At 63.2% G+C, this 18,862-nt stretch carries 18 protein-coding genes; 13 read left to right on the forward strand and 5 right to left on the reverse strand.

What is annotated here, in order from left to right; genetic code table 11:
* Window positions 1-2: 2 nt before the first annotated feature.
* Together MNBBLIKP_RS06845 and purC are read right to left on the reverse strand one after the other, a co-directional pair.
* The gene (locus tag MNBBLIKP_RS06845) at window positions 3-2,060 is read right to left on the reverse strand and encodes a DUF3857 domain-containing protein (RefSeq protein ID WP_254912944.1); all 2,058 of its coding nucleotides are present in this window, start codon (window positions 2,058-2,060) and stop codon (window positions 3-5) included.
* Between the two features lie 97 nt (window positions 2,061-2,157).
* On the reverse strand, window positions 2,158-2,940 hold the full coding sequence (purC, locus tag MNBBLIKP_RS06850) for a phosphoribosylaminoimidazolesuccinocarboxamide synthase (RefSeq protein WP_088308802.1): 783 nt from the start codon (window positions 2,938-2,940) through the stop codon (window positions 2,158-2,160).
* Window positions 2,941-3,169: 229 nt separating this feature from the next.
* Between purC and MNBBLIKP_RS06855 the strand changes: the two genes are divergently transcribed.
* From MNBBLIKP_RS06855 to MNBBLIKP_RS06890, 8 genes are all read left to right on the forward strand, one after another.
* A complete protein-coding gene (locus tag MNBBLIKP_RS06855; protein ID WP_176399699.1) occupies window positions 3,170-3,361 on the forward strand; it encodes a Flp family type IVb pilin in 192 nt (63 codons plus the stop codon).
* Between the two features lie 122 nt (window positions 3,362-3,483).
* A complete protein-coding gene (locus MNBBLIKP_RS06860; RefSeq protein WP_088308806.1) occupies window positions 3,484-3,894 on the forward strand; it encodes a ketosteroid isomerase-related protein in 411 nt (136 codons plus the stop codon).
* Window positions 3,891-4,478, forward strand: a complete 588-nt coding sequence (locus MNBBLIKP_RS06865; RefSeq protein ID WP_176399700.1) for a GNAT family N-acetyltransferase — start codon at window positions 3,891-3,893, stop codon at window positions 4,476-4,478. The genes MNBBLIKP_RS06860 and MNBBLIKP_RS06865 overlap by 4 nt, the downstream gene beginning before the upstream one ends.
* Window positions 4,475-5,368 (forward strand): carbon-nitrogen hydrolase family protein, encoded by an 894-nt coding sequence (locus MNBBLIKP_RS06870; protein ID WP_254912945.1) that lies wholly within the window; start codon window positions 4,475-4,477, stop codon window positions 5,366-5,368. The genes MNBBLIKP_RS06865 and MNBBLIKP_RS06870 overlap by 4 nt, the downstream gene beginning before the upstream one ends.
* Before the next feature lie 26 nt (window positions 5,369-5,394).
* Window positions 5,395-6,879 carry a D-alanyl-D-alanine carboxypeptidase/D-alanyl-D-alanine endopeptidase gene (gene dacB / locus MNBBLIKP_RS06875; protein WP_254912946.1) on the forward strand — a complete coding sequence of 495 codons (1,485 nt, stop codon included), beginning with the start codon at window positions 5,395-5,397 and terminating at the stop codon, window positions 6,877-6,879.
* A gap of 173 nt (window positions 6,880-7,052) precedes the next feature.
* Window positions 7,053-10,031, forward strand: a complete 2,979-nt coding sequence (locus MNBBLIKP_RS06880) for a TonB-dependent receptor domain-containing protein (RefSeq protein WP_088308812.1) — start codon at window positions 7,053-7,055, stop codon at window positions 10,029-10,031.
* A gap of 171 nt (window positions 10,032-10,202) precedes the next feature.
* Window positions 10,203-10,517 carry a PilZ domain-containing protein gene (locus MNBBLIKP_RS06885; RefSeq protein ID WP_088308814.1) on the forward strand — a complete coding sequence of 105 codons (315 nt, stop codon included), beginning with the start codon at window positions 10,203-10,205 and terminating at the stop codon, window positions 10,515-10,517.
* Window positions 10,518-10,560: 43 nt separating this feature from the next.
* The gene (locus tag MNBBLIKP_RS06890) at window positions 10,561-11,805 is read left to right on the forward strand and encodes an SAM-dependent methyltransferase (protein ID WP_088308816.1); all 1,245 of its coding nucleotides are present in this window, start codon (window positions 10,561-10,563) and stop codon (window positions 11,803-11,805) included.
* Window positions 11,806-11,935: 130 nt separating this feature from the next.
* Here the strand turns inward: MNBBLIKP_RS06890 and MNBBLIKP_RS06895 are convergent, their stop codons facing one another.
* The 3 genes from MNBBLIKP_RS06895 to purF all read right to left on the reverse strand — a co-directional run bounded on the left by MNBBLIKP_RS06895 (window position 11,936) and on the right by purF (window position 14,560).
* The gene (locus MNBBLIKP_RS06895) at window positions 11,936-12,295 is read right to left on the reverse strand and encodes a PilZ domain-containing protein (RefSeq protein WP_088308818.1); all 360 of its coding nucleotides are present in this window, start codon (window positions 12,293-12,295) and stop codon (window positions 11,936-11,938) included.
* Window positions 12,296-12,377: 82 nt separating this feature from the next.
* Window positions 12,378-13,091 carry an SDR family NAD(P)-dependent oxidoreductase gene (locus tag MNBBLIKP_RS06900; RefSeq protein ID WP_088308820.1) on the reverse strand — a complete coding sequence of 238 codons (714 nt, stop codon included), beginning with the start codon at window positions 13,089-13,091 and terminating at the stop codon, window positions 12,378-12,380.
* Window positions 13,088-14,560 (reverse strand): amidophosphoribosyltransferase, encoded by a 1,473-nt coding sequence (purF, locus tag MNBBLIKP_RS06905; protein WP_088308822.1) that lies wholly within the window; start codon window positions 14,558-14,560, stop codon window positions 13,088-13,090. Before purF ends, MNBBLIKP_RS06900 begins: the two co-directional genes overlap by 4 nt.
* 154 nt (window positions 14,561-14,714) lie before the next feature.
* Between purF and MNBBLIKP_RS06910 the strand changes: the two genes are divergently transcribed.
* From MNBBLIKP_RS06910 to MNBBLIKP_RS06930, 5 genes are all read left to right on the forward strand, one after another.
* The gene (locus MNBBLIKP_RS06910) at window positions 14,715-15,497 is read left to right on the forward strand and encodes an SIMPL domain-containing protein (RefSeq protein WP_176399701.1); all 783 of its coding nucleotides are present in this window, start codon (window positions 14,715-14,717) and stop codon (window positions 15,495-15,497) included.
* Between the two features lie 78 nt (window positions 15,498-15,575).
* A complete protein-coding gene (locus MNBBLIKP_RS06915) occupies window positions 15,576-16,817 on the forward strand; it encodes a lipoprotein-releasing ABC transporter permease subunit (RefSeq protein ID WP_088308944.1) in 1,242 nt (413 codons plus the stop codon).
* Window positions 16,810-17,484 carry an ABC transporter ATP-binding protein gene (locus tag MNBBLIKP_RS06920; RefSeq protein WP_088308826.1) on the forward strand — a complete coding sequence of 225 codons (675 nt, stop codon included), beginning with the start codon at window positions 16,810-16,812 and terminating at the stop codon, window positions 17,482-17,484. Before MNBBLIKP_RS06915 ends, MNBBLIKP_RS06920 begins: the two co-directional genes overlap by 8 nt.
* Window positions 17,485-17,571: 87 nt before the next feature.
* Window positions 17,572-18,096 (forward strand): hypothetical protein, encoded by a 525-nt coding sequence (locus tag MNBBLIKP_RS06925; RefSeq protein WP_088308828.1) that lies wholly within the window; start codon window positions 17,572-17,574, stop codon window positions 18,094-18,096.
* Window positions 18,097-18,150: 54 nt separating this feature from the next.
* Window positions 18,151-18,630: a glutathione peroxidase gene (locus MNBBLIKP_RS06930; RefSeq protein ID WP_088308830.1), complete on the forward strand. Its 480-nt coding sequence runs from the start codon at window positions 18,151-18,153 to the stop codon at window positions 18,628-18,630.
* Window positions 18,631-18,862 lie beyond the last annotated feature (232 nt).

Here is an 18,862-nt window from a genome sequence, read left to right on the forward strand (position 1 = left end):
AATCATTTCCCCTTATCGGAGGGCACCTGACTCAGACAGGCGTCTGAACTGACGACCCAATCCTGATCGAAGGTCGTTGGAATGCGCTGCCCCGGCTTGATGTTATCAGCGCTGGAGGGGTCGTAATAAATCCAGGCCATCGAGTTGTCGAAGTCAGCTAGCCGGGCATTGTCCCTGGCGGCTGCGTCGCGACCGATTTCAGTCTGTGTGGTCATGAATGAGCGAACCATGGTGATCTGACCATCGCGGCGATCAAACTTTCGGTGATAGACGGCGCCATACATCAGGTTGTCGTAAGCTGTATTGTAGGACCAATCCTTCAAGGCCGTGGCTTTCGGCATCCGCACCGTGGTCACGTTGCAATCAAAATCAGGCTTGCGGTAAAATGGGACAGACAGATGCTGTACTGCAGTACGCTGGCGCCGTTCGGGGGATGAAAAGCCGCCGCCTGGCAATGAGATCGAGCGCGAATTGCGCCCCTCTTTGTCCCAGTCGAGCGGGCCAGTACCGGTGATTTCCAGCACGCTGGCCTGTTCCTTGACATCGAACCGCCAATTGATCTTGTCGATCACGGACCATGTCGATCCGCCGGACAGGCTTTGACGCAATGCAGCGTCCAGTTGGTCGACACTAACCGAGGAGAACTGGAGATATTCAACCAGAGCCGCGGCCCCCCGCCGGATCGTAACGTGCCGTTTTTGCGAGTCAGTATCAAACCCGGCGCTTGCGTCGATTTCGAACAAGGTAAGGTCGAGCGGCTTGGTCGGAAGCTGTTGCGGCATCCGTTCCAGTCCCGATCCACCCACGGTCAGTGGCAAGACCCAGCGATAGGGCAGGATCGGATCCCTGGCTGGTCCATAGACCGGGGGCAGCGTGCCATCGAGCCAAAAGGGTTTGCCGTCGAGTTGCGCTCTGACGAGCACGTGATCGAAGTAACTGGGCCCCGGCAAGCGCGCATCGATCCCGTCGTCCGTCCCGGCGTTGTTGGCAAGCACTGCCTGCGCCGGAATGCCAAGCTCGCGCAGCAAGGCCAGCAGCAGCACGGTTTTACCCTTGCAATCTCCATAGCGCCGCTGCCAGGTATCATCAGCGCTGACGGGCGTGAGGTTGCCCCCGTTTAGGCCGACATAGACATAGCGCACCTGCTGTTCGACCAGAGCGAGCGCAGCAGCAGCACGATCATACGCGGATTGGTGGGTTGTCGCGATCATCGTCGCTTCGCGCTTGACTGCCGATGTGGTCGAAAGCGCAGCCGCCTGGTCATACAGCGGCGCAAGTCGGCCCGAGAGGGCCTGCCATGTGGTGAAATCGCTGTATTCGATGATCCGCTGCCAATTGTACCGTGGCGGCGCGTCCCTGGGTGGGTTCAGGGTCGCAGGATTGTCCAGGCTGACAGAAAATACGTCCGCCTCGCGCTTGAGCAGCGGTTCAAGGTCAGGCGCTACCTGGATTGCGGGCTTCTGTTCTGGAGCCCAACTCAGAGCGAGCCGGTAGCGACCGGAAGGGGGCGAGGAGCTCAGGAACAGTAAACCCGAGCTGGTGCTGCCCAGAGTTGGGTCCTGAATGTGCCGTGTGTAGCTGACTTCCAGTTCGTCACCCACCCGCAGGTCGGGAACCCGCAGGACGGCAGTCATTTCCCCGTCAAGTGTCGCTTGTTCCAGCTGCGCTTCACGCCGAAGCACCTCGAACTGCGCCGATTCCAGGACGTCCCGCGCCACGCCGTCACGATAGACCTTCACGGAATGAACAATCGGTTTTCCGTTGGCCGGATTCCAGGACAGCGAGATGTTGCCGAGCTGCAGGCCATTGTTGTTCAGGATACGGAACAGGGTGTTGGAATAGGCATGGTCGCCAGATGCATCGAAGTGCATCTCGATATCCTGGCGGCGAATGAAGGTTGCCCCCCGTGCGTCCGCCGGAACCGGCAGTGGTTCTGACAGCAACGCCCACTTGGGTGGGGTCGGCTCAAACGTGATCGGTCCCTCGTCCGCATTCTTGGCGATGGCCGGGTCGGCGGAATTAAGCAGCAGTGCGACAGCAAACGCGGCAAACCTGATCATCCCGATCCTTCCCTCTTCGAAAGGTCGGGGTGCCACGAATTATCCTGCGATCACAAGCCGTTTTGGCCAGCTTGTGCGGATTTACCAAACGCCAGCCTTACTTCCCCCGCAGCTTGCGGTGGGCGGTCAGGTCAAACACCTGGCTTGGGCCGTTGTCCTCTTCCAGCAGGCCGAGGCGGCGGGCGACTTCCTGATAGGCTTCTTCTTCGCCGCCCAGATCGCGCCGGAAGCGGTCCTTGTCGAGCTTTTCGCCGGTGGTCATGTCCCACAGGCGGCAGCCATCGGGGCTGATTTCGTCGGCCAGGATCACCCGGCTGTAATCGCCGTCCCAGATCCGGCCGAATTCAAGCTTGAAATCGACCAGACGGATGTTGATCGCGGCGAACATGCCGCACATGAAATCGTTGACCCGGATCGCCATGGAAGAGATGTCCTGCATCTCCTCGTTGCTGGCCCAGCCGAAGCAGGCGATGTGTTCTTCGGCGATCATCGGATCGCCCAGCGCATCGTCCTTGTAATAGTATTCGATCAGGGTGTGGGGCAGGGGCTCGCCCTCGGGGATGCCCAGTCGCTTGCTGATCGATCCGGCGGCGACATTGCGCACCACCACTTCGATCGGGACGATTTCCACTTGCCGCACCAACTGTTCGCGCATGTTCAGGCGCTTGATGAAGTGCGTCGGGATGCCGATGTGGTTCAGGCGCGTAAAGACATATTCGCTGATGCGGTTGTTGATCACGCCCTTGCCGTTGATCGTGGCTTTCTTCTCACCGTTGAAAGCGGTGGCATCATCCTTGAAATACTGGATGATGGTGCCGGGTTCGGGGCCTTCGAACAGGATCTTGGCCTTGCCTTCGTAGATCTGACGGCGACGGGACATTGCGGTTCCTCGAAACATGAAGCCCCGGCGCTGGCGAGTCGGATAAAGACTCCCGCTGCCGGGGCGGACAAGCGGCCCTTACGCGAATTCGCGCGCCCGTGCAAACCCGCCCGCAAGGGTGCTTTCCGGATTAACCCCATGCCTGAACCGGGCTTGGCAAGCGCACATAAACCGCGTGCCGCAATGCTGCATCAAGTGTGGATCTCCACGATCTGAAAAGGGTGTTGGCATGCATAAACGGGTGCGGCGGGTCTGGCGGCTGTGGCAGGATCAGGCTGGTGCGACCGCGATCGAATATGGCCTGATCGCGGCGCTGATCGCGGTTGCCGCGATTGCGGCGATGAACGGGTTCGGCAACCAGTTCCAATCCACTTTCAACACCGCATCGGGCGCGATGAGCAAGGCGAACGGCAAGGTCTGAACCCGCACCAGCCATGCCCCTGCTTGATCGGGGCATAAGAAATATCGAACTGGTGCAACCGGGCGTTGCCGCCTGCCGTTCTGCGCGGTAGTCGGCGCGGGATTGCCACGTTGGAGATCCCGATGGACCGTGCCCAAGCGCTTGACCTGCTGACCCGCTATTACGCCGCTTTCAACGCGGGCGATTGGGAAGGGATGCTCGATTGCCTGGATGATGATGTGGCGCATGACATCAATCAGGGCGAAACCCAGCGGGGCAAAGCCGCGTTCCGCACGTTCCTGGCGCATATGGAACGCTGCTATCGGGAACGGCTGGACGGCATGGTGCTGATGGCCAGCGATGATGGCGCGAGCGGGGCGGCGGAATTTACCGTCCACGGGGAATACCTGGCCACGGACGAAGGCCTGCCCGAAGCGAACGGGCAAACCTATGTCCTGCCCGCCGGGGCGTTCTTCGCCATGGCCGATGGCCGGATCACGCGGGTCACGGTTTATTACAACCTGGCCGATTGGACCGCGCAGGTGGTGGGGTGAACCTGGCCGTCCGCCCGCTGACCGGCGCGGAACTGCACGGCGCGATTGACGATCTGGCCGCGCTGCGGATCGCCGTTTTTGCCGCCTATCCCTATCTGTATGATGGCGATGCGGCTTATGAGGCGGACTATCTGAAGGAGTTCATCGCCGCGCCAGATGCGGTGTTGGTGGCAGCCTTTGATGGCGCGCGGATTGTCGGCGCGGCAACGGCCAGTCCGATGTGGGCCCAGAAAGACGAATTTCGCGCGCCGTTTGAAGCACGCGGGATCGATACGTCCAGCCTGTTCTATTTCGGTGAGAGCGTGCTGTTACCGAAATACCGCGGGCAAGGCGTCGGCCATGCGTTTTTCGACGAGCGCGAAGGGCAGGCCCGGCGCAGCGGCGCCGCCGCGGCGACCTTTGCGGCGGTAATCCGTCCTGACGATCATCCGGCGCGGCCTTCGGACTATGTCCCGCTTGATGCCTTCTGGACCCGGCGCGGCTATGCCCCGGTGGCCGGGTTCGTCACCGAACTGGGATGGAAGGAACATGGCGAGGCAGAGGAAACACTCAAGCCGATGCAATACTGGATGCGCAGCCTGTGACTCGCTTTACTCTGGCCGCGGCGCAATATCCGATCGACCGGCTGGACAGCTGGGATGCCTATGCCACGAAGCTGGCCAACTGGGTTGAACAGGCAGGAGCGGGCGGGGCGGCGCTGGCGTTGTTTCCTGAATATGGCGCGATGGAACTGGCCGCGCTGGAACCGGCCAGTATGGGCAGCCTGGCGGGTTCGCTGGCCAGTGTGGCGGCGTTGGGCGCACGCGTCGATGCGCTGCATGCTCAGCTGGCGTCACGGCACGGGCTGCACATCCTGGCCGCTTCGATCCCGGCCTTGGTCCTGGGCCGCTATGTCAACCGGGCGCGGCTGTTCTCGCCTTCTGGCAAAGTCGGAGTGCAGGACAAGCTGTTGATGACCCGGTTTGAGCGGGAGGAATGGCACGTTTCGGCAGGCATGCCGTTGCGGCTGTTTCAGACGTCACTTGGCCTGATTGGCGTGAATATCTGTTATGACAGCGAATTCCCGCTGCTCGCCCGGGCCCAGTGCGAAGCGGGGATGGAGCTGTTGCTGGTGCCCAGCTGTACCGATTCACTCCATGGCTATTGGCGCGTCCGGTTGGGCGCACAGGCCCGCGCGCTGGAGGGGCAGTGCTATGTCGCGCAGTCACCCACGGTCGGACTGGCAGACTGGTCCCCGGCAGTTGATGTCAATCGCGGGGCGGCGGGGATCTATGGCCCGCCCGATGGCGCGTTCCCGGCGGATGGGGTGGTTGCGCTGGGCCAGCTGGACCAGCCCGGCTGGACCTTTGCGGAAATAGATCCAGAGCGCGTTCGCCAGTTGCGCAGCGATGGGGGCGTGCTCAATCACCAGCACTGGTCAGAGCAACCGGGCGGCGAGGCCTTGCCCGAAATCGAACTTGTGGACTTGCGATAGCTGCGCCGAAGCGGCACCACATGGCGATGCGCTCTTACCCGATCTCCGCTTTCGCCCTGCTGTTTGCCCTGCCAGCCCAGGCGCAAACGGCTGTGCCTGCCAGCTTGCGGCAACAGGTAGAGGCAGTGCTGGCCAGAGCGCCTGCGGGCACGCGGTTTGGTGTGCTGGTGGTGGACAATGCCGGGCGCGAGGTCTTGGCGATCAATCCCGATCAGCGCTTCATGCCTGCCTCCAACACCAAGCTGTTCACCACCGCGCTGGCGTTTGACGTCATGGCGCGTGATCCGGCTGCGGCGATCGCGGGCGGGACCGTGCTGCGCTTGCTCGACAAGGGCAAAGGCGCACCTGACGTGGCAATTGCAGGCGGGGGCGGGGTCAGCCTGTCAACTGCGCCCGATTGCACCGCGCGCTGTCTCGGCAGCCTGGCTGACAAACTTGCCGCAGTAACCCGCAAAGTCGGCGATGTGATTGGCGATGACACCGCGTTTGTCGACCAGCACTGGAGCCCGGGGATGAGCTGGAACAACATCCAGACCGATTCCGGCACGGCTCCTTCGGCGCTGATCGTCGATGACAATGAAACCTTGCTGACTGTGACCCCGGCGGCGCCCGGCCTGCCGCCAGTGGTGCAGCTCTCACCCTATTTCACCTTGCGCAACGAAGCCGTGACAGTGGCAGCGGGGGAGACGCGGCTGGCGTTTGAGCGTGCGGTTAACAGCCGGGAAGTGCGGCTGCATGGCACGATTGCAGCCAGCGCGCCAGTATGGCGGGACCTGATGGGGATCGACAGCCCGGCGCATTACGCCGCCTGGGCGCTGCAACAGGCCCTGCAGGCGCGCGGCGTCAAAGTGAGCGGCAAGCTGCGGGTGATCCACCGACCGGTGCAGCTGCCCGGCAGGCCCGATATGGTCGCGATCCCGGCGGGCAAGACGCGGATTGCCTTTATCGAACCACCCGCCCCGCTGGCGGAAGAAGTAGCCACGATCAACAAGCGCAGCCAGAACCTGCATGCCGAAGCCTTGCTGCGCCGCGCCGGGCTGGCAGCGGCTGCGCAAACAATCTTTCCGACCGGCGAACCAGTGCAGGCCGGCTCACTTGAAGCCGGCTTGCAGGCGTTGCAGGCCATGTTGGGGCGGATCGGAGTGGCGCGGACCAGCTATGACTTTGCCGATGGTTCGGGCATGTCGAGCTATAACCGCGTTTCGCCGCGCGCCACCGTTGCCTTGTTGCGTTGGGGTGCGAATCAGGCTTGGGGCGGACAATGGCGCGCCTCGCTGCCGGTCGGCGGGCTCGATGGCACGCTGCGCCGCCGCTTTGCTGGCACGCCGCTGGCTGGCAAGGTCTTTGCCAAAACCGGCACGCTTAACGCCACAAATGCCCTGTCAGGCTATCTTGTTGCGGCCAGCGGGCGCGAGCTGACTTTTGCGTTCATGGCCAATGATGTCCCTGGCGATAGCGGGGCGGGGGCTGTGATCGACGCTGCTTTGGCCACCATCGCCCAGGCCAATTGAAATCGCTTCCAATCTGATTGTTGCAGCGCGGCAACAGATTCGAGCCAATGCAGCAAAATCGGTTGTGCCGGGCGGGTTGAAAGTAGGTTCAACTCTGGCGCGGCGGCGCATCTGCGTTACTCTTGCTGCGACGGTCCTTGGGGGGACCGGCTCATTTGTTTGGGGGTCTAACCATGAAGTCTCGCAGCCTTGCCATTTCGATTCTTGCCAGCGGTGTTGCGCTGGGCGTGTTCGCCTCGCCCGCCATGGCGCAGAGCGCGCCGGACATCACCTCGGCCAACAGCCCTTCCGGTGATGAAGAAGGCGGCCGCGCGATCATCGTTACCGGTTCGCGGATCAAGCAGGACCCGGGCAAGAGCGCGCTGCCGCTGACGATCATCACCAATGACGATCTGAAGCAGAACGCCATTTCCAGCCCCGAACAGCTGACCATGTTCCTGCCTTCGAACGGCACGGGCGCAGATAACCTAGCCTCCAACTCTGACGTCACCACCGGCGCGCAGCGCGGCACTAATGGCCTGTCCGCCGCCAACCTGCGCGGGCAGGGCAGCGCCGCGACGCTGGTTCTGCTCAACGGTCGTCGGGTGGCCGCGCACGGCCTGTCGGGCAGCGCGGTGGACGTCAACCAGATCCCCTTCGCCGCGATTGAGCGGGTCGAAATCCTGAAGGACGGGGCCTCGGCGATCTATGGCACCGATGCGATTGGCGGGGTGATCAACTATATCACCAAGAAGAACTACACCGGGATCGGGGCCCAGGCCTTCACCGATTTCACTGAGAAGTCGGGCGGCAACATCTACAACGTGTCGGGCATTGCCGGGTACGGCGATCTCAAGAGCCAGGGCTTCAACGTCATGGCCGCCGTGTCGATGCGCTGGAACGAAGGGCTGCGCGGCGATGACCGCAGCTTCGTCAACACCAACCAGCCCAATCGCGGCCTGTCGGTCGATACCCGCGGAACCCCGATCGCCACGGTGTTCAACATCGGCGCGAACGCCTTCCAGACCCCGCTGGGAACGCTGACCCAGGGCCTGACGCTGACTGCGCCCAACGGCGGCAACGCGGCTGCGGGCGGGATCAACACGCTGGCCCTGCCGGGGCAGGCGGGCTGCACCAGCATGGATGGCGGTCTGCCTTATGACTATGCGCTGTGGAACGCGCCGAACAACTATTACGCCTGCGCCTGGGATACCGGCCGCGCGGCAGTGATCCAGCAGCCGATCCGCACCCTGACCTATTATGGCCGGGCCACCGTGGAACTGGGCGCGAGCGAGTTTTACGCCGAAGTCACAGGGTCTGACGCCCATTCGGCCAAGAGCTTTTCGCACAACCAGCTTTCGGCCAATGCCACCAGCCTGCCGCTGGCCTATCCGCTCAACAGCCTGACTGCCGATACCTACAATTCGGTGTTCAATTCGATCAAGACGGCTTTCGCCGGCAATCCTGCCCAGGCGGCAGCGCTGCAGGCCCGCTATGGCCGCCCGATTGCCTTCCGCTGGCGCTGCATTCCCTGCGGCGTGCGTGAATATGTGACGGATTCGAAAACCCTGCGTGCCGCCGCCGGGGTCGAAGGCCCGCTGCCGCTGGCCAATTGGGATTACCGCGCCGGGGTTTCCTGGGCTCGCAGCGAAGTGAGCTCGGTGCTGGGCACGGGTTATTTCTACCGTGGCACGCTCAACAACGGCGCCAATGACCCCAACGCCCCGATTGCCCCAGGGGCCACCGCGCCGGGGATTGTCGGGCTGATCAACAGCGGGATACTCAACCCCTTCACCCTGAACCAAAGTCAGGCTGCGCTGACCGGTCTGGCCGCGATCTCGGCTGACGGGACGACGCTGTATGGCGGCAGCTACAAGACGCTTCAGGCCGATGCCTCGCTTTCGGGGCCGCTGTTCGCATTGCCGGGCGGTGATGCGCAACTGGCGGTGGGTGTGGACTATCGCCGTGAAACCTATGGGTTCAACGGATCGGCCGCCGCTGCGGCGACCGCACCGGTGATTTTCAACGCGGCGTTTGACAACGTCAACGCGCTGCTGCCCAAGAACCGCACGGTCAAGGCGGCTTACGCGGAAATCAACCTGCCGGTGATTGACATGTTCGAACTGACCGGCGCGATCCGCATCGATGACTATTCGGGGTTTGGTTCCACCACCAATCCCAAGGTCACGGCCAAGTTCCAGCCGGTTGATTTCTTCATGCTGCGCGGTTCCTATTCCACCGGCTTCCGCGTGCCCAGCTTCAACCAGATCTTCAACGGGGTGACCATTTCGCCCTATTCGGGCAGCGATATTGCCGATCCGGTCAAGTGCCCGGGCGGGGTTCCCAACCTGACCAACCCGGCCTGCGCCTTCATCCGGCCCGATGTGGCCACCGGCGGCAAGATTGATCTGGGGCCGGAAACGTCGAAGATGGCCAGCCTGGGCGTGGTGCTGCGGCCCACTCCGCGCTGGATGCTGTCGGCAGACTGGTGGTCGATCAAGGTTGAAAACACCATCCAGCTGCTGTCGCTGCGCCAGTTGATCGACAATGCCTCCCTGTTCCCCGAACGCTTCATCCGCGACGGGGCGGGCAATGTGACCGTGATCGACGATACTTGGGCCAATGCCGGTGCGCGCGATACGCAAGGGATGGAATTCACCGTGCGCGGCGGATTTGACCTGTGGGGCGCGACCAAGCTGGACGTCGGGTTCGACGGTTCGATGCTGCTGCGCAAGAAGGAAAAGCTGACCCCGACTGCCGCGTGGAGCGCCAGCCAGATCGGCATTTTCAGCTTTGCCGGGGATCTGGGCCTCAAGTGGAAGCACAATGCCTGGCTAACCTATCGTAATGACAAGGTTTCGGCCACGCTGACCCAGATCTTCCGCAATGGCTATCAGAACCAGGCGCTGCCGGGGATCGCGGCGGGGACCATTGCCCGGCCCGACTTCAACCCGCGGGTCAGCAACTACACCACCTACAACCTGTCGGTCAGCTATCTGGGGCTGATGGATCAGGGCTTCAAGCTGACCGCCGGGATCAAGAACCTGTTCGACAAGGATCCGCCGTTCGCCATTACGTATGATGGCAACACCGGTGCGGGCAGCTCGTGGGAACCGCGCGTTGCCGATCCGCGCGGGCGCAGCTTCCAGGTGTCTGCCGAAGTGAAGTTCTGACCAGCGAATCGGGTGTTCGAATCAGGGGGCGTAGCCGCGGCTACGCCCCCTTTTTGCTGCATTTTTGGGCGAACCATCTGTGATCAAACACCAATTCGTTCTTAACGGGTGGTTTACCCCAGTGTGGCAGTTTCCTGTGTAATCGAAGCAGTTGTTTCCGGATGCGACCTCATGGAAATGCCAAGTCAGCAGCAATTCGCAACGACAAGCGGTCGGCGTGCCGACCGTGCGCCGTTCGATGCCAGCGTCACCTTTCGCGCGGGAACGCGCAAGGCTGCGGTGCGCGTGCGTGACATTTCCACTTTGGGTGCCCGGATCGGCGGAGTCTTTCTGGTCCATGTCGATGACCGCTTTTTCCTGACCCTGCCCGGGCTGGAATCGATCGAAGCGCGGGTTGCTTGGGTGACCGATTTCGAATTCGGCTGCGAATTTGCGAAACCGATTAATCCGGTGATCCTTGAAAGCCTGATGCGCCGGATCCGCTAATCGGGATTGCCCCTTAAAGCGGGCGGCGTCATAAGCCCCCCGCATGACCGCACAAGGGCAGAACGGCAGGGGCGCAGCACTGATTGCGGGCGGAAAACCGATTGGCATCGGCTTGCCCTGGCTTGCCCGGATCTGGGCGGGCGGTTTTCACAAATTGTTGGACCGGATTGACCGGGGGCTGGCCAGCGGAGCGATCCACGCGCGCTTGCCCGATGGCACGCGCCGGGTGCTGGGCGGCCGCGCACCGGGTTTTGAGCCGGTGGTTGAACTGCACGATTGGCGCGCGCTGGTGCGGCTGGCAACGGGTGGTTCGATCGGCTGGTATCAGGCCTGGGAAGCCGGGGAATGGTCCAGCCCGGACCCGGTCCCGCTGTTTGCCTTGTTCATGGCCAATGCCGAAACCCTGGGCGGGACGGCGCGGGCGCGGGGGCCGTGGCGGATGCTGGCGCGGGGTCTGCACTGGCTGCACCGCAACAGCAAGGCCGGCTCGCGCCGCAACATCCACGCACACTATGATCTGGGCAATGATTTCTACGCCCAGTGGCTCGATCCGGCGATGGTCTATTCCAGCGCGCGGTTCGATAGCGGGGCGCTGGATTTGCCCGCCGCGCAGCAGGCCAAGCTGGCCAGCATTGCCGAGCGGGTGAGCGGCGCGGAAACCGTGCTTGAAATCGGCTGCGGCTGGGGTGCGTTGGCGGCACATCTGGCCGGGCAGGGGGCGGCGGTTACCGCGATCAGCCTGTCGGACGAACAGCTGGACTGGGCCCGCGCGCAGCATCACGGCACTATCGATTTTCGCAAGCAGGATTACCGCGATGTCAGCGGCCAGTATGACGGGATCGTCAGCGTCGAAATGGTCGAGGCGGTCGGGCGGGAATACTGGGGCGCCTATTTCGATTGCCTGGCCCGCAATCTGAAGCCCGGCGGGCGTGCCGCGATCCAGTATATCGCGATCCGGGATGCACTGTTCCCGGCCTATGCCGCCAGCGCCGATTTCATTCAGGCCTATGTCTTTCCCGGCGGCATGCTGGTGAGCGAGGCGGAGTTCCGCTTGCTGGCCGCGCAGCGCGGGCTGGACTGGACCGATCAGGTCGATTTCCCGATCGACTATGCCGAAACGCTGCGGATCTGGCGCGAAAACTTCGATGCGGCGGTGGCCGATGGCCGCTTGCCGGCGGGGTTTGACCAGCGCTTTGCCGATCTGTGGCGATACTATCTGATGTATTGCGAAGGCGGCTTTCGCGGGGGCGGGATCACCGTGGCCCAGGTAACGCTGGTCAAGGGTTGAGCCCCCGCCCGGACGCGGTTGGCGGAGCACCTGCTATGGGGGGCACAGGGCGGGGCCGCAGCTTGCATCCGGACGGGGACTGCGATTGGGGGCCGTGCGGCCCCGCAACCGATCAGGAGATGGGGGCCACTCAGGTCAGCGGGCGGAACGTCGGTGCGTTGCTGTAACGCGTCAGGATGTTGTCGTGGATCACCGGGCTGAGCAGCTGTTCGAAGGCACAGCCGGCCAGGCTGTTATCCCACCAGATCACTTCGCTTTGCAGCGATTCGAGCCCGGGCAGGGTCAGCCAGCAGATCATACCCGGCTGCAGCCGGTTCACTGCAGCGGCGCAGAACCCGCTCAGCGACAGATCATGCACCACCGTCTGAAAGCCCCGCCCGCCTGACATGCGCAGCGTGGCCGGGATCGATATGCGCGTGCGCGGGGCACTGCGATCTTCCTGCGCGGCCGCGAAATAGGGGTCCCGCGTCTGGATCAGATAGTCACTCATGGCCTGCAACCCTCCTGCTTGTCCTGCCAATGTGTTGCCGGGCAGGCTTTGCAAAGAATGGCGGTTGCTGGTTGCGAGGGGATTATGAGGGCTGGTTAACCCGCAGCCGGTGCGGAGAGGCGAATTGTTCACCAAGCAGCGAAACCACGCTGCTCGCCACCACTTCCGGAAGCTTGACCGTGGCGGGGTCTTCGCCGGGATAAGCGCGGGCGCGCATCGCGGTGCGGGTGGCGCCGGGATCGACAATCGCAACGCGTACCTTGCTGATATTGCGCACTTCTTGCGCATAGCAATCGACCAGCACTTCGCCCGCGGCCTTGCTGGCGGCATAGGCACCCCAGTAGGCCCGCGGCGCGGTGGCGACCGACGTGGTGAGGTAAACGAAGCGTGCGTCGGGGCTGCGGCGCAGCAGCGGATCGAATGCCCCGATCAGCGCCTGGGTGGCCAGCGTGTTGGTGGTCAGCGCCTTGGAGAAGGCCGGCTGGTCAATATCCGTCACCGGGGTGAGCTGGGGGAGAATCGCTGCGCAGTGGACCAGCATGTCGAGCTGCTGCCAGCGCCCGGCGAGCGCGGTGGCGAGGCGGGAGATGCCGTCGCTTTCGCCCAGGTCCACCGGGGCAATCGTCGCCGCGCCGCCGCTGGAGAAGATTCGTTCCTCCACCGCTTCCAGCGCCTTCACATCGCGCCCGGTCAGGATGACGTGCGCCCCTTCGGTCGCCAGCGCTTCAGCAATGGCGGCACCGATCCCGCGGCTCGATCCGGTGACGAGCGCGACCTGGCCTGCAAACCCGCTCACGCAGGCAGCCCGACCGGGAAGGGCAGCTGATCGACATCGGCCTCCCGCTCGGCCAGGTCGGTCAGGCGGGTGGGATAGTCGCCGGTGAAGCAGGCATCGCAGTGCTGCGGGCAGCCCGTGTTGCGCTGCTTTTCACCCACCGCGCGGTAAAGCCCGTCGATCGAAACGAAAGCCAGACTGTCCGCGACGATGAATTTGGTCATCTCCTGGATGTCCATCCGCGCGGCGAGCAGCTTGTGCCGTTCGGGCGTATCGACGCCATAGAAGCACGAATGGCTGGTCGGCGGGCTGGCGACGCGGAAGTGGACTTCCTTGGCCCCGGCATCGCGCATCATCTGCACGATCTTCATGCTGGTGGTGCCGCGCACGATCGAATCGTCGATCAGCACGATCCGCTTGCCTTCCACCAGCGCGCGGTTGGCGTTGTGCTTGCGCTTGACATCGGCATGGCGCGCGCCGTCGCTGGGCTGGATGAAAGTCCGGCCGACATAGTGCGAACGGATGATCCCCAGGCCAAACGGAATCCCGCTTTCCTGCGCATAACCGATTGCCGCGGGCACGCCGCTGTCCGGCACGGGGACGACCAGATCGGCCTCTACCGGGGCTTCACGCGCCAGTTCCGCCCCGATCCGGCGGCGCACTTCGTAAACCGAGTGACCGCCCATCACCGAATCCGGGCGGCTGAAATAGACATGCTCGAAAATGCAGGGGCGCTGCGGGTGGTCGCCGAACGGCCGGTGGCTGCTGATCCGGCCGTCCTGGCGCACTTCAACAATTTCGCCCGGCTCTACCTCGCGCACGAAATCCGCGCCGACCACGTCAAGCGCAACGGTTTCGCTGGCGAATACGGTGGCATCGCCGATCTTGCCCATCACCAGGGGACGAATGCCGAGCGGATCGCGGCAGGCGATCATCCGCTTCGGCGTCATGCAGATCAGCGAATAGGCGCCTTCGACCATCCGCAGCGCATCGACGAACCGGTCAAGCAGGGTGGGATAGCGGCTGGTCGCGATCAGGTGGATGATGACTTCGGTGTCAGAGGTCGACTGGAAAATCGCCCCTTTGCTCACCAGCTCCTGCTTGAGGTGCATGGCGTTGGAAATGTTGCCGTTGTGCGCAATCGAGAACCCGCCGCGCGCCAGATCGGCGAACAACGGCTGGACGTTGCGCAGCCCCTGGCCTCCAGTGGTCGAATAGCGCACATGGCCCGATGCCATCGCGCCGGGCAGTTCGGACAGGATCGCCCCTTCGGAAAACACCTGCGCGACATGGCCAAGGCCCCGCCGGGCATAGAATTCCGCGCCGTCCCAGCTGACGATCCCGCAGGCTTCCTGCCCGCGGTGCTGCAATGCGTGCAGGCCAAGCGCCGTGGTCGCGGCCGCTTCGGGAGTGCCGATCACGCCGAAAATGCCGCATTCCTCGCGAAGCTTGTCACCGTCCGCGTCGAGGAAAGGATGTGTGATGTTCATGGATTCACCTGGGCCGTGGTGACGCGCCTTTGGCCCCTGTCGCGCGCGAAAGCAAGCGGGTGCTGCGGCTTTTGCGACGCTTAGCACCAGGCAGCACTTGCCCGCCGCAGCGTGAATGGTGCAACACCTTCAAATTCCACCACGGAGGACCCCGATGATACTTCGATTGCTGACCGGTGCCGGGCTGCTTCCGCTGGCGCTGATGACCGCGACCGCACAGGCCGCCGCGCCTGCACCGGGCGAAATTTCGCTGCACATCGAAACCACCGCCACCGCCGTGCCTGACACGGCTTTCGTGATTATCCGGATCACGGGGCAGGGCCCAACGCGCGAGGAAGCCCGCGCCGCACTGGACGCCCCGCGAGCCGAAATGAACCGCGCGCTGGGCGAACTGGGCGTGGCCGAGAAAGACCGCATCAAGCTGCCGGAGACGGTGGAGGTCAGCATGGTTGAATCCGTCGAAGCGGTTGCCATTATTCCCGATGCCGACTGCGGCGCCAGGAAGTGCAAATCGCGCAAGGGGCAGGAACCAATGGTTGCTCCGCCGCGGTCGGTATTTGATGCCAACGAGGAATGGCAGATCACCATGCACCAGCCGCAGGGCATGGCCAGGCTAAGCGCGATCGAGGGCGAGAATCTGCGCGTTACTCCGGTCGAAGGCGCAGGCACCTTTTACAGCGATCCGGCCAAGGCCCGCGACGAGGCCGTGGCCAAGGCCTTCGCCGACGCCCGCGAAGAGGCTGATCGCTATGCCCGGGCGCTGGGTTACAAGGTGGTGCGGATCGAACGGGTCAGCAACGCCAAGCCTGCGCTCAACATGCCTGACATCATCGGCACTTTCGCCATGCTGGACAAGCGCGCCGCACGCGAAGCGTTCTTCCAGCAAGGCACCATGGCCGTCGGCGTCGCCATCGATTTCGTGATCGCGCCGAAATAGACCTCACGCCCCGCCTTGCCACTGGGCGGGCGGGGGCCTACATCGGCGCGTGATGTCGCACCCAGCCGGACCAGCCGCTTGATCCTCTCCCCCTTCGAATGGACCATCGCCAGGCGCTATATGCTGCCCGGACGCGGCGAGGCGGTGATTGCCGTGGTCGCCGGGATCGGGGTGGGCGTGGTCATGCTCTCGGTCGCCATGCTGGTGATCGTGATGAGCGTGATGAACGGCTTTCGCGCCGAACTGTTTGACAAGATCGTCGGGCTGAACGGCCATGCGATCATTCAGGGCTATGGCGGGCGGCTGGATAACTGGCGCGATGTGCTGAAGGAAGTGCGCACCGTGCCCGGCGTTACCCGTGCTTCGCCGCTGATCGAACAGCCACTGCTGGCCAGCTTCAACGGCCGGGTCGAGGCGATTTTTGCGCGCGGGCAGACGGCCGAAGATATTCAGCGGCTGGGGCCAAAGGTTCAGGCCGGGGCGCTCGCCAGCCTGCAGCCAGAAGCCGGCAATGTCGCGCTCGGCAGCGAACTCGCCGCCAATCTGGGCGCGCGGGTGGGCGATACGATCACGATCATCAATCCGCAGGGGCAAAGCACACCCTTCGGCACGGTCCCGCGCCAGATCAGCTATACCGTCAGCGCGATTTTCGAGATCGGGGTCTATGATCTGGATGAACGGTTCGTCGTGATGCCGATGCAGGATGCGCAGACCCTGCTGCTGCTGGGGGATAGCGTGGGCATGATCGAAGTATCGGTGACCGATCCCGATCACGTGGCCGAACTGCTTGGCCCGCTGGCGCAGAAACTGTCCGGGCAGGCGGTGGTGACGGATTGGAAGCAGATGAACGCCAGCCTGTTCGAAGCCTTGCAGGTGGAACGCGTGGCGATGTTCTTTGCGCTGTCGATCATCGTGCTGGTGGCGGCGTTCAACATCCTGTCATCACTGATTATGCTGGTCCGTTCCAAAAGCCGCGACATCGCGATCCTGCGCACCATGGGGGCAACGCGGCGTTCGATCCTGAAGATCTTTGTCACCACCGGATCGGTGATCGGGCTGACGGGGATGCTGTCGGGGCTGGTGCTGGGCTTTATCGTACTGTTTTTCCGCGGCGGGATTGTGCGGGCCATCGAATTCGTGACCGGGCAAAACCTGTGGGATCCCAAGATCCGCTTTCTGACCGAATTGCCCAGCCGCACCGATCCAGTGGAAGTGCTGGCAATCTGCGGCATGGCCATGCTGTTCAGCTTTCTTGCCACGCTTTACCCGGCCTGGCGCGCTGCCAGCACCGATCCTGTGCAGGTGCTGCGTTATGAGTGAGGCGATCGTCCAGCTGACCGGGCTGACCCGCAGTTTCGAACAGGGCGGGGTGCGGATCGACGTGCTGCGCGGCGTGAACCTGACCGTCGCGCCGGGGGAGATCGTGGCGCTGCTTGGCCCTTCGGGTTCGGGCAAATCGACCTTGCTGCAAGCGGTGGGCTTGCTTGAAGGCGGGTTCGGCGGGCGGATCGATATTGCCGGAACCGATGCCACCGCGCTGTCGGCGGATGAACGCACCACTTTGCGGCGCGACCGGATCGGCTTTGTCTATCAGTTCCACCACCTGCTGCCCGATTTCAGCGCGCTGGAAAACGTCATGCTGCCGCAACTGGTGGCGGGGAAATCCCGCGCCGAAGCCGATGCGCGGGCGCGGGACTTGCTGGGTGCACTGGGCTTGGGCGAACGGCTGAGCCATCGCCCCAGCCAGCTTTCTGGCGGCGAGCAACAGCGCGTCGCCGTCGCACGCGGCCTTGCCAACAAGCCCGCGCTGGTTCTGGCGGATGAACCGACCGGCAATCTTGACGAGGCAACCGCCGACAAAGTGCTTGGCCAGTTCCTTGAACTGGTGCGCGGCGAGGGCAGTGCGGCGCTGGTCGCCACGCACAACGAACGACTGGCCCGCGCGATGGACCGCGTGGTCCGGTTGCACGAAGGCGTTGTTGCTTGACCGGGATCGGACCGGCCTGAAAACTGGCCGGATGGCGAATGTCTGTGCGGTTCCTGCCGTACTATCTGCGGACAGGGAGTTTGCTTCATGTCGATTGCTGCCGCTGTTGTTCTGATTGTCCAAACCGCTGCCGCGCAGGCTGCTCCACCGCCGTGCGCCACGCCAGCCCATGCCCAGTTTGATTTCTGGGTGGGCGACTGGGATGTCTATCCCAATCTGAAAGACCCGGCCAAAGCGCCCTTGCTGGCGCACAGCAAGATCGAACGGCTCTATGCGGGCTGCGCAGTGCGGGAAAACTGGATGCCGCTGAAAGGGCCGGGTGGAGGAAGCCTCAACGCCCTGGATCCAGTCAGCGGACGCTGGCATCAGACATGGATAGGAGCCCAGCCAGGCCAGGTTGAGTTCGAAGGTGGCATGGCTGGACGGGTAATGGTTCTAACCGGATTTTGGGCCGGGGTGAACGGCCCGGGCAAGGATGCGCTGATCCGGATGAGCTATAGCCCGATCGATCAGGATACCGTGCGCCAGCATGGCGAACAGTCGGTCGATCAGGGGCTGACCTGGACCACCAGTTTCGATTTCATCTATCGTCGTAGCAAGCCTGCGGGTTGACGGCACCTGCACGGTCCTTAGGCTCTTTGCCAGAACAGCACCGGGGAGATAACCATGAAAACCATCGCCGATTTCAGTGCGAAGCTTCCCGGCGGGGAAATGCTGAGCCTTGCGGACAAGCTGGGCAAAGTGCTGCTGGTGGTCAACACCGCCAGCAAATGCGGCTTTACCCCGCAGTACGAAGGGCTGGAGGCGCTGTACAAGAAGTACGCCGATCAGGGCTTTGAAGTGATTGCCTTTCCCTGCAACCAGTTCGGCGCGCAGGAACCCGGCAATGCCGCAGAAATCGCCAATTTCTGCAGCCTGAAATACGATGTGACCTTTCCGCTGATGGCCAAGATCGACGTCAACGGGGACAAGGCCGATCCGCTGTACGATTGGATGAAGGCCGAAGCGCCGGGGCTGATGGGAACCCGATCGGTCAAATGGAACTTCACCAAGTTCCTGATCGACCGCGAAGGCCAGGTCGTGCGGCGTTACGCCCCCACGGACAAGCCAGAAGCGCTGGAAAAGGATATTCAGGCGCTGCTGTAGTTCCTTGCCCGCTGGGGGCATCCCGCAGGGATGGTGGAACGGCAAGTGCGGTTTTTGGTTACTTCGCCGCACTTCAGGAAATGCTGTGCGCGAGAAGCACCTTGCGTTCGATCCCCGTCACCCTGAACTCGTTTCAGGGTCCATTTCGCCGTTATCCCTGTTGCCTGAGCGTGTGAGCAACCTGAGCGGTTTGCTTGCGCTTTGAGCCACAGGGCTGGAACCACGATGGACC

Origin of the sequence: Novosphingobium sp. B 225 (assembly GCF_002198665.1) — a bacterium.
GTDB lineage: Bacteria > Pseudomonadota > Alphaproteobacteria > Sphingomonadales > Sphingomonadaceae > Novosphingobium.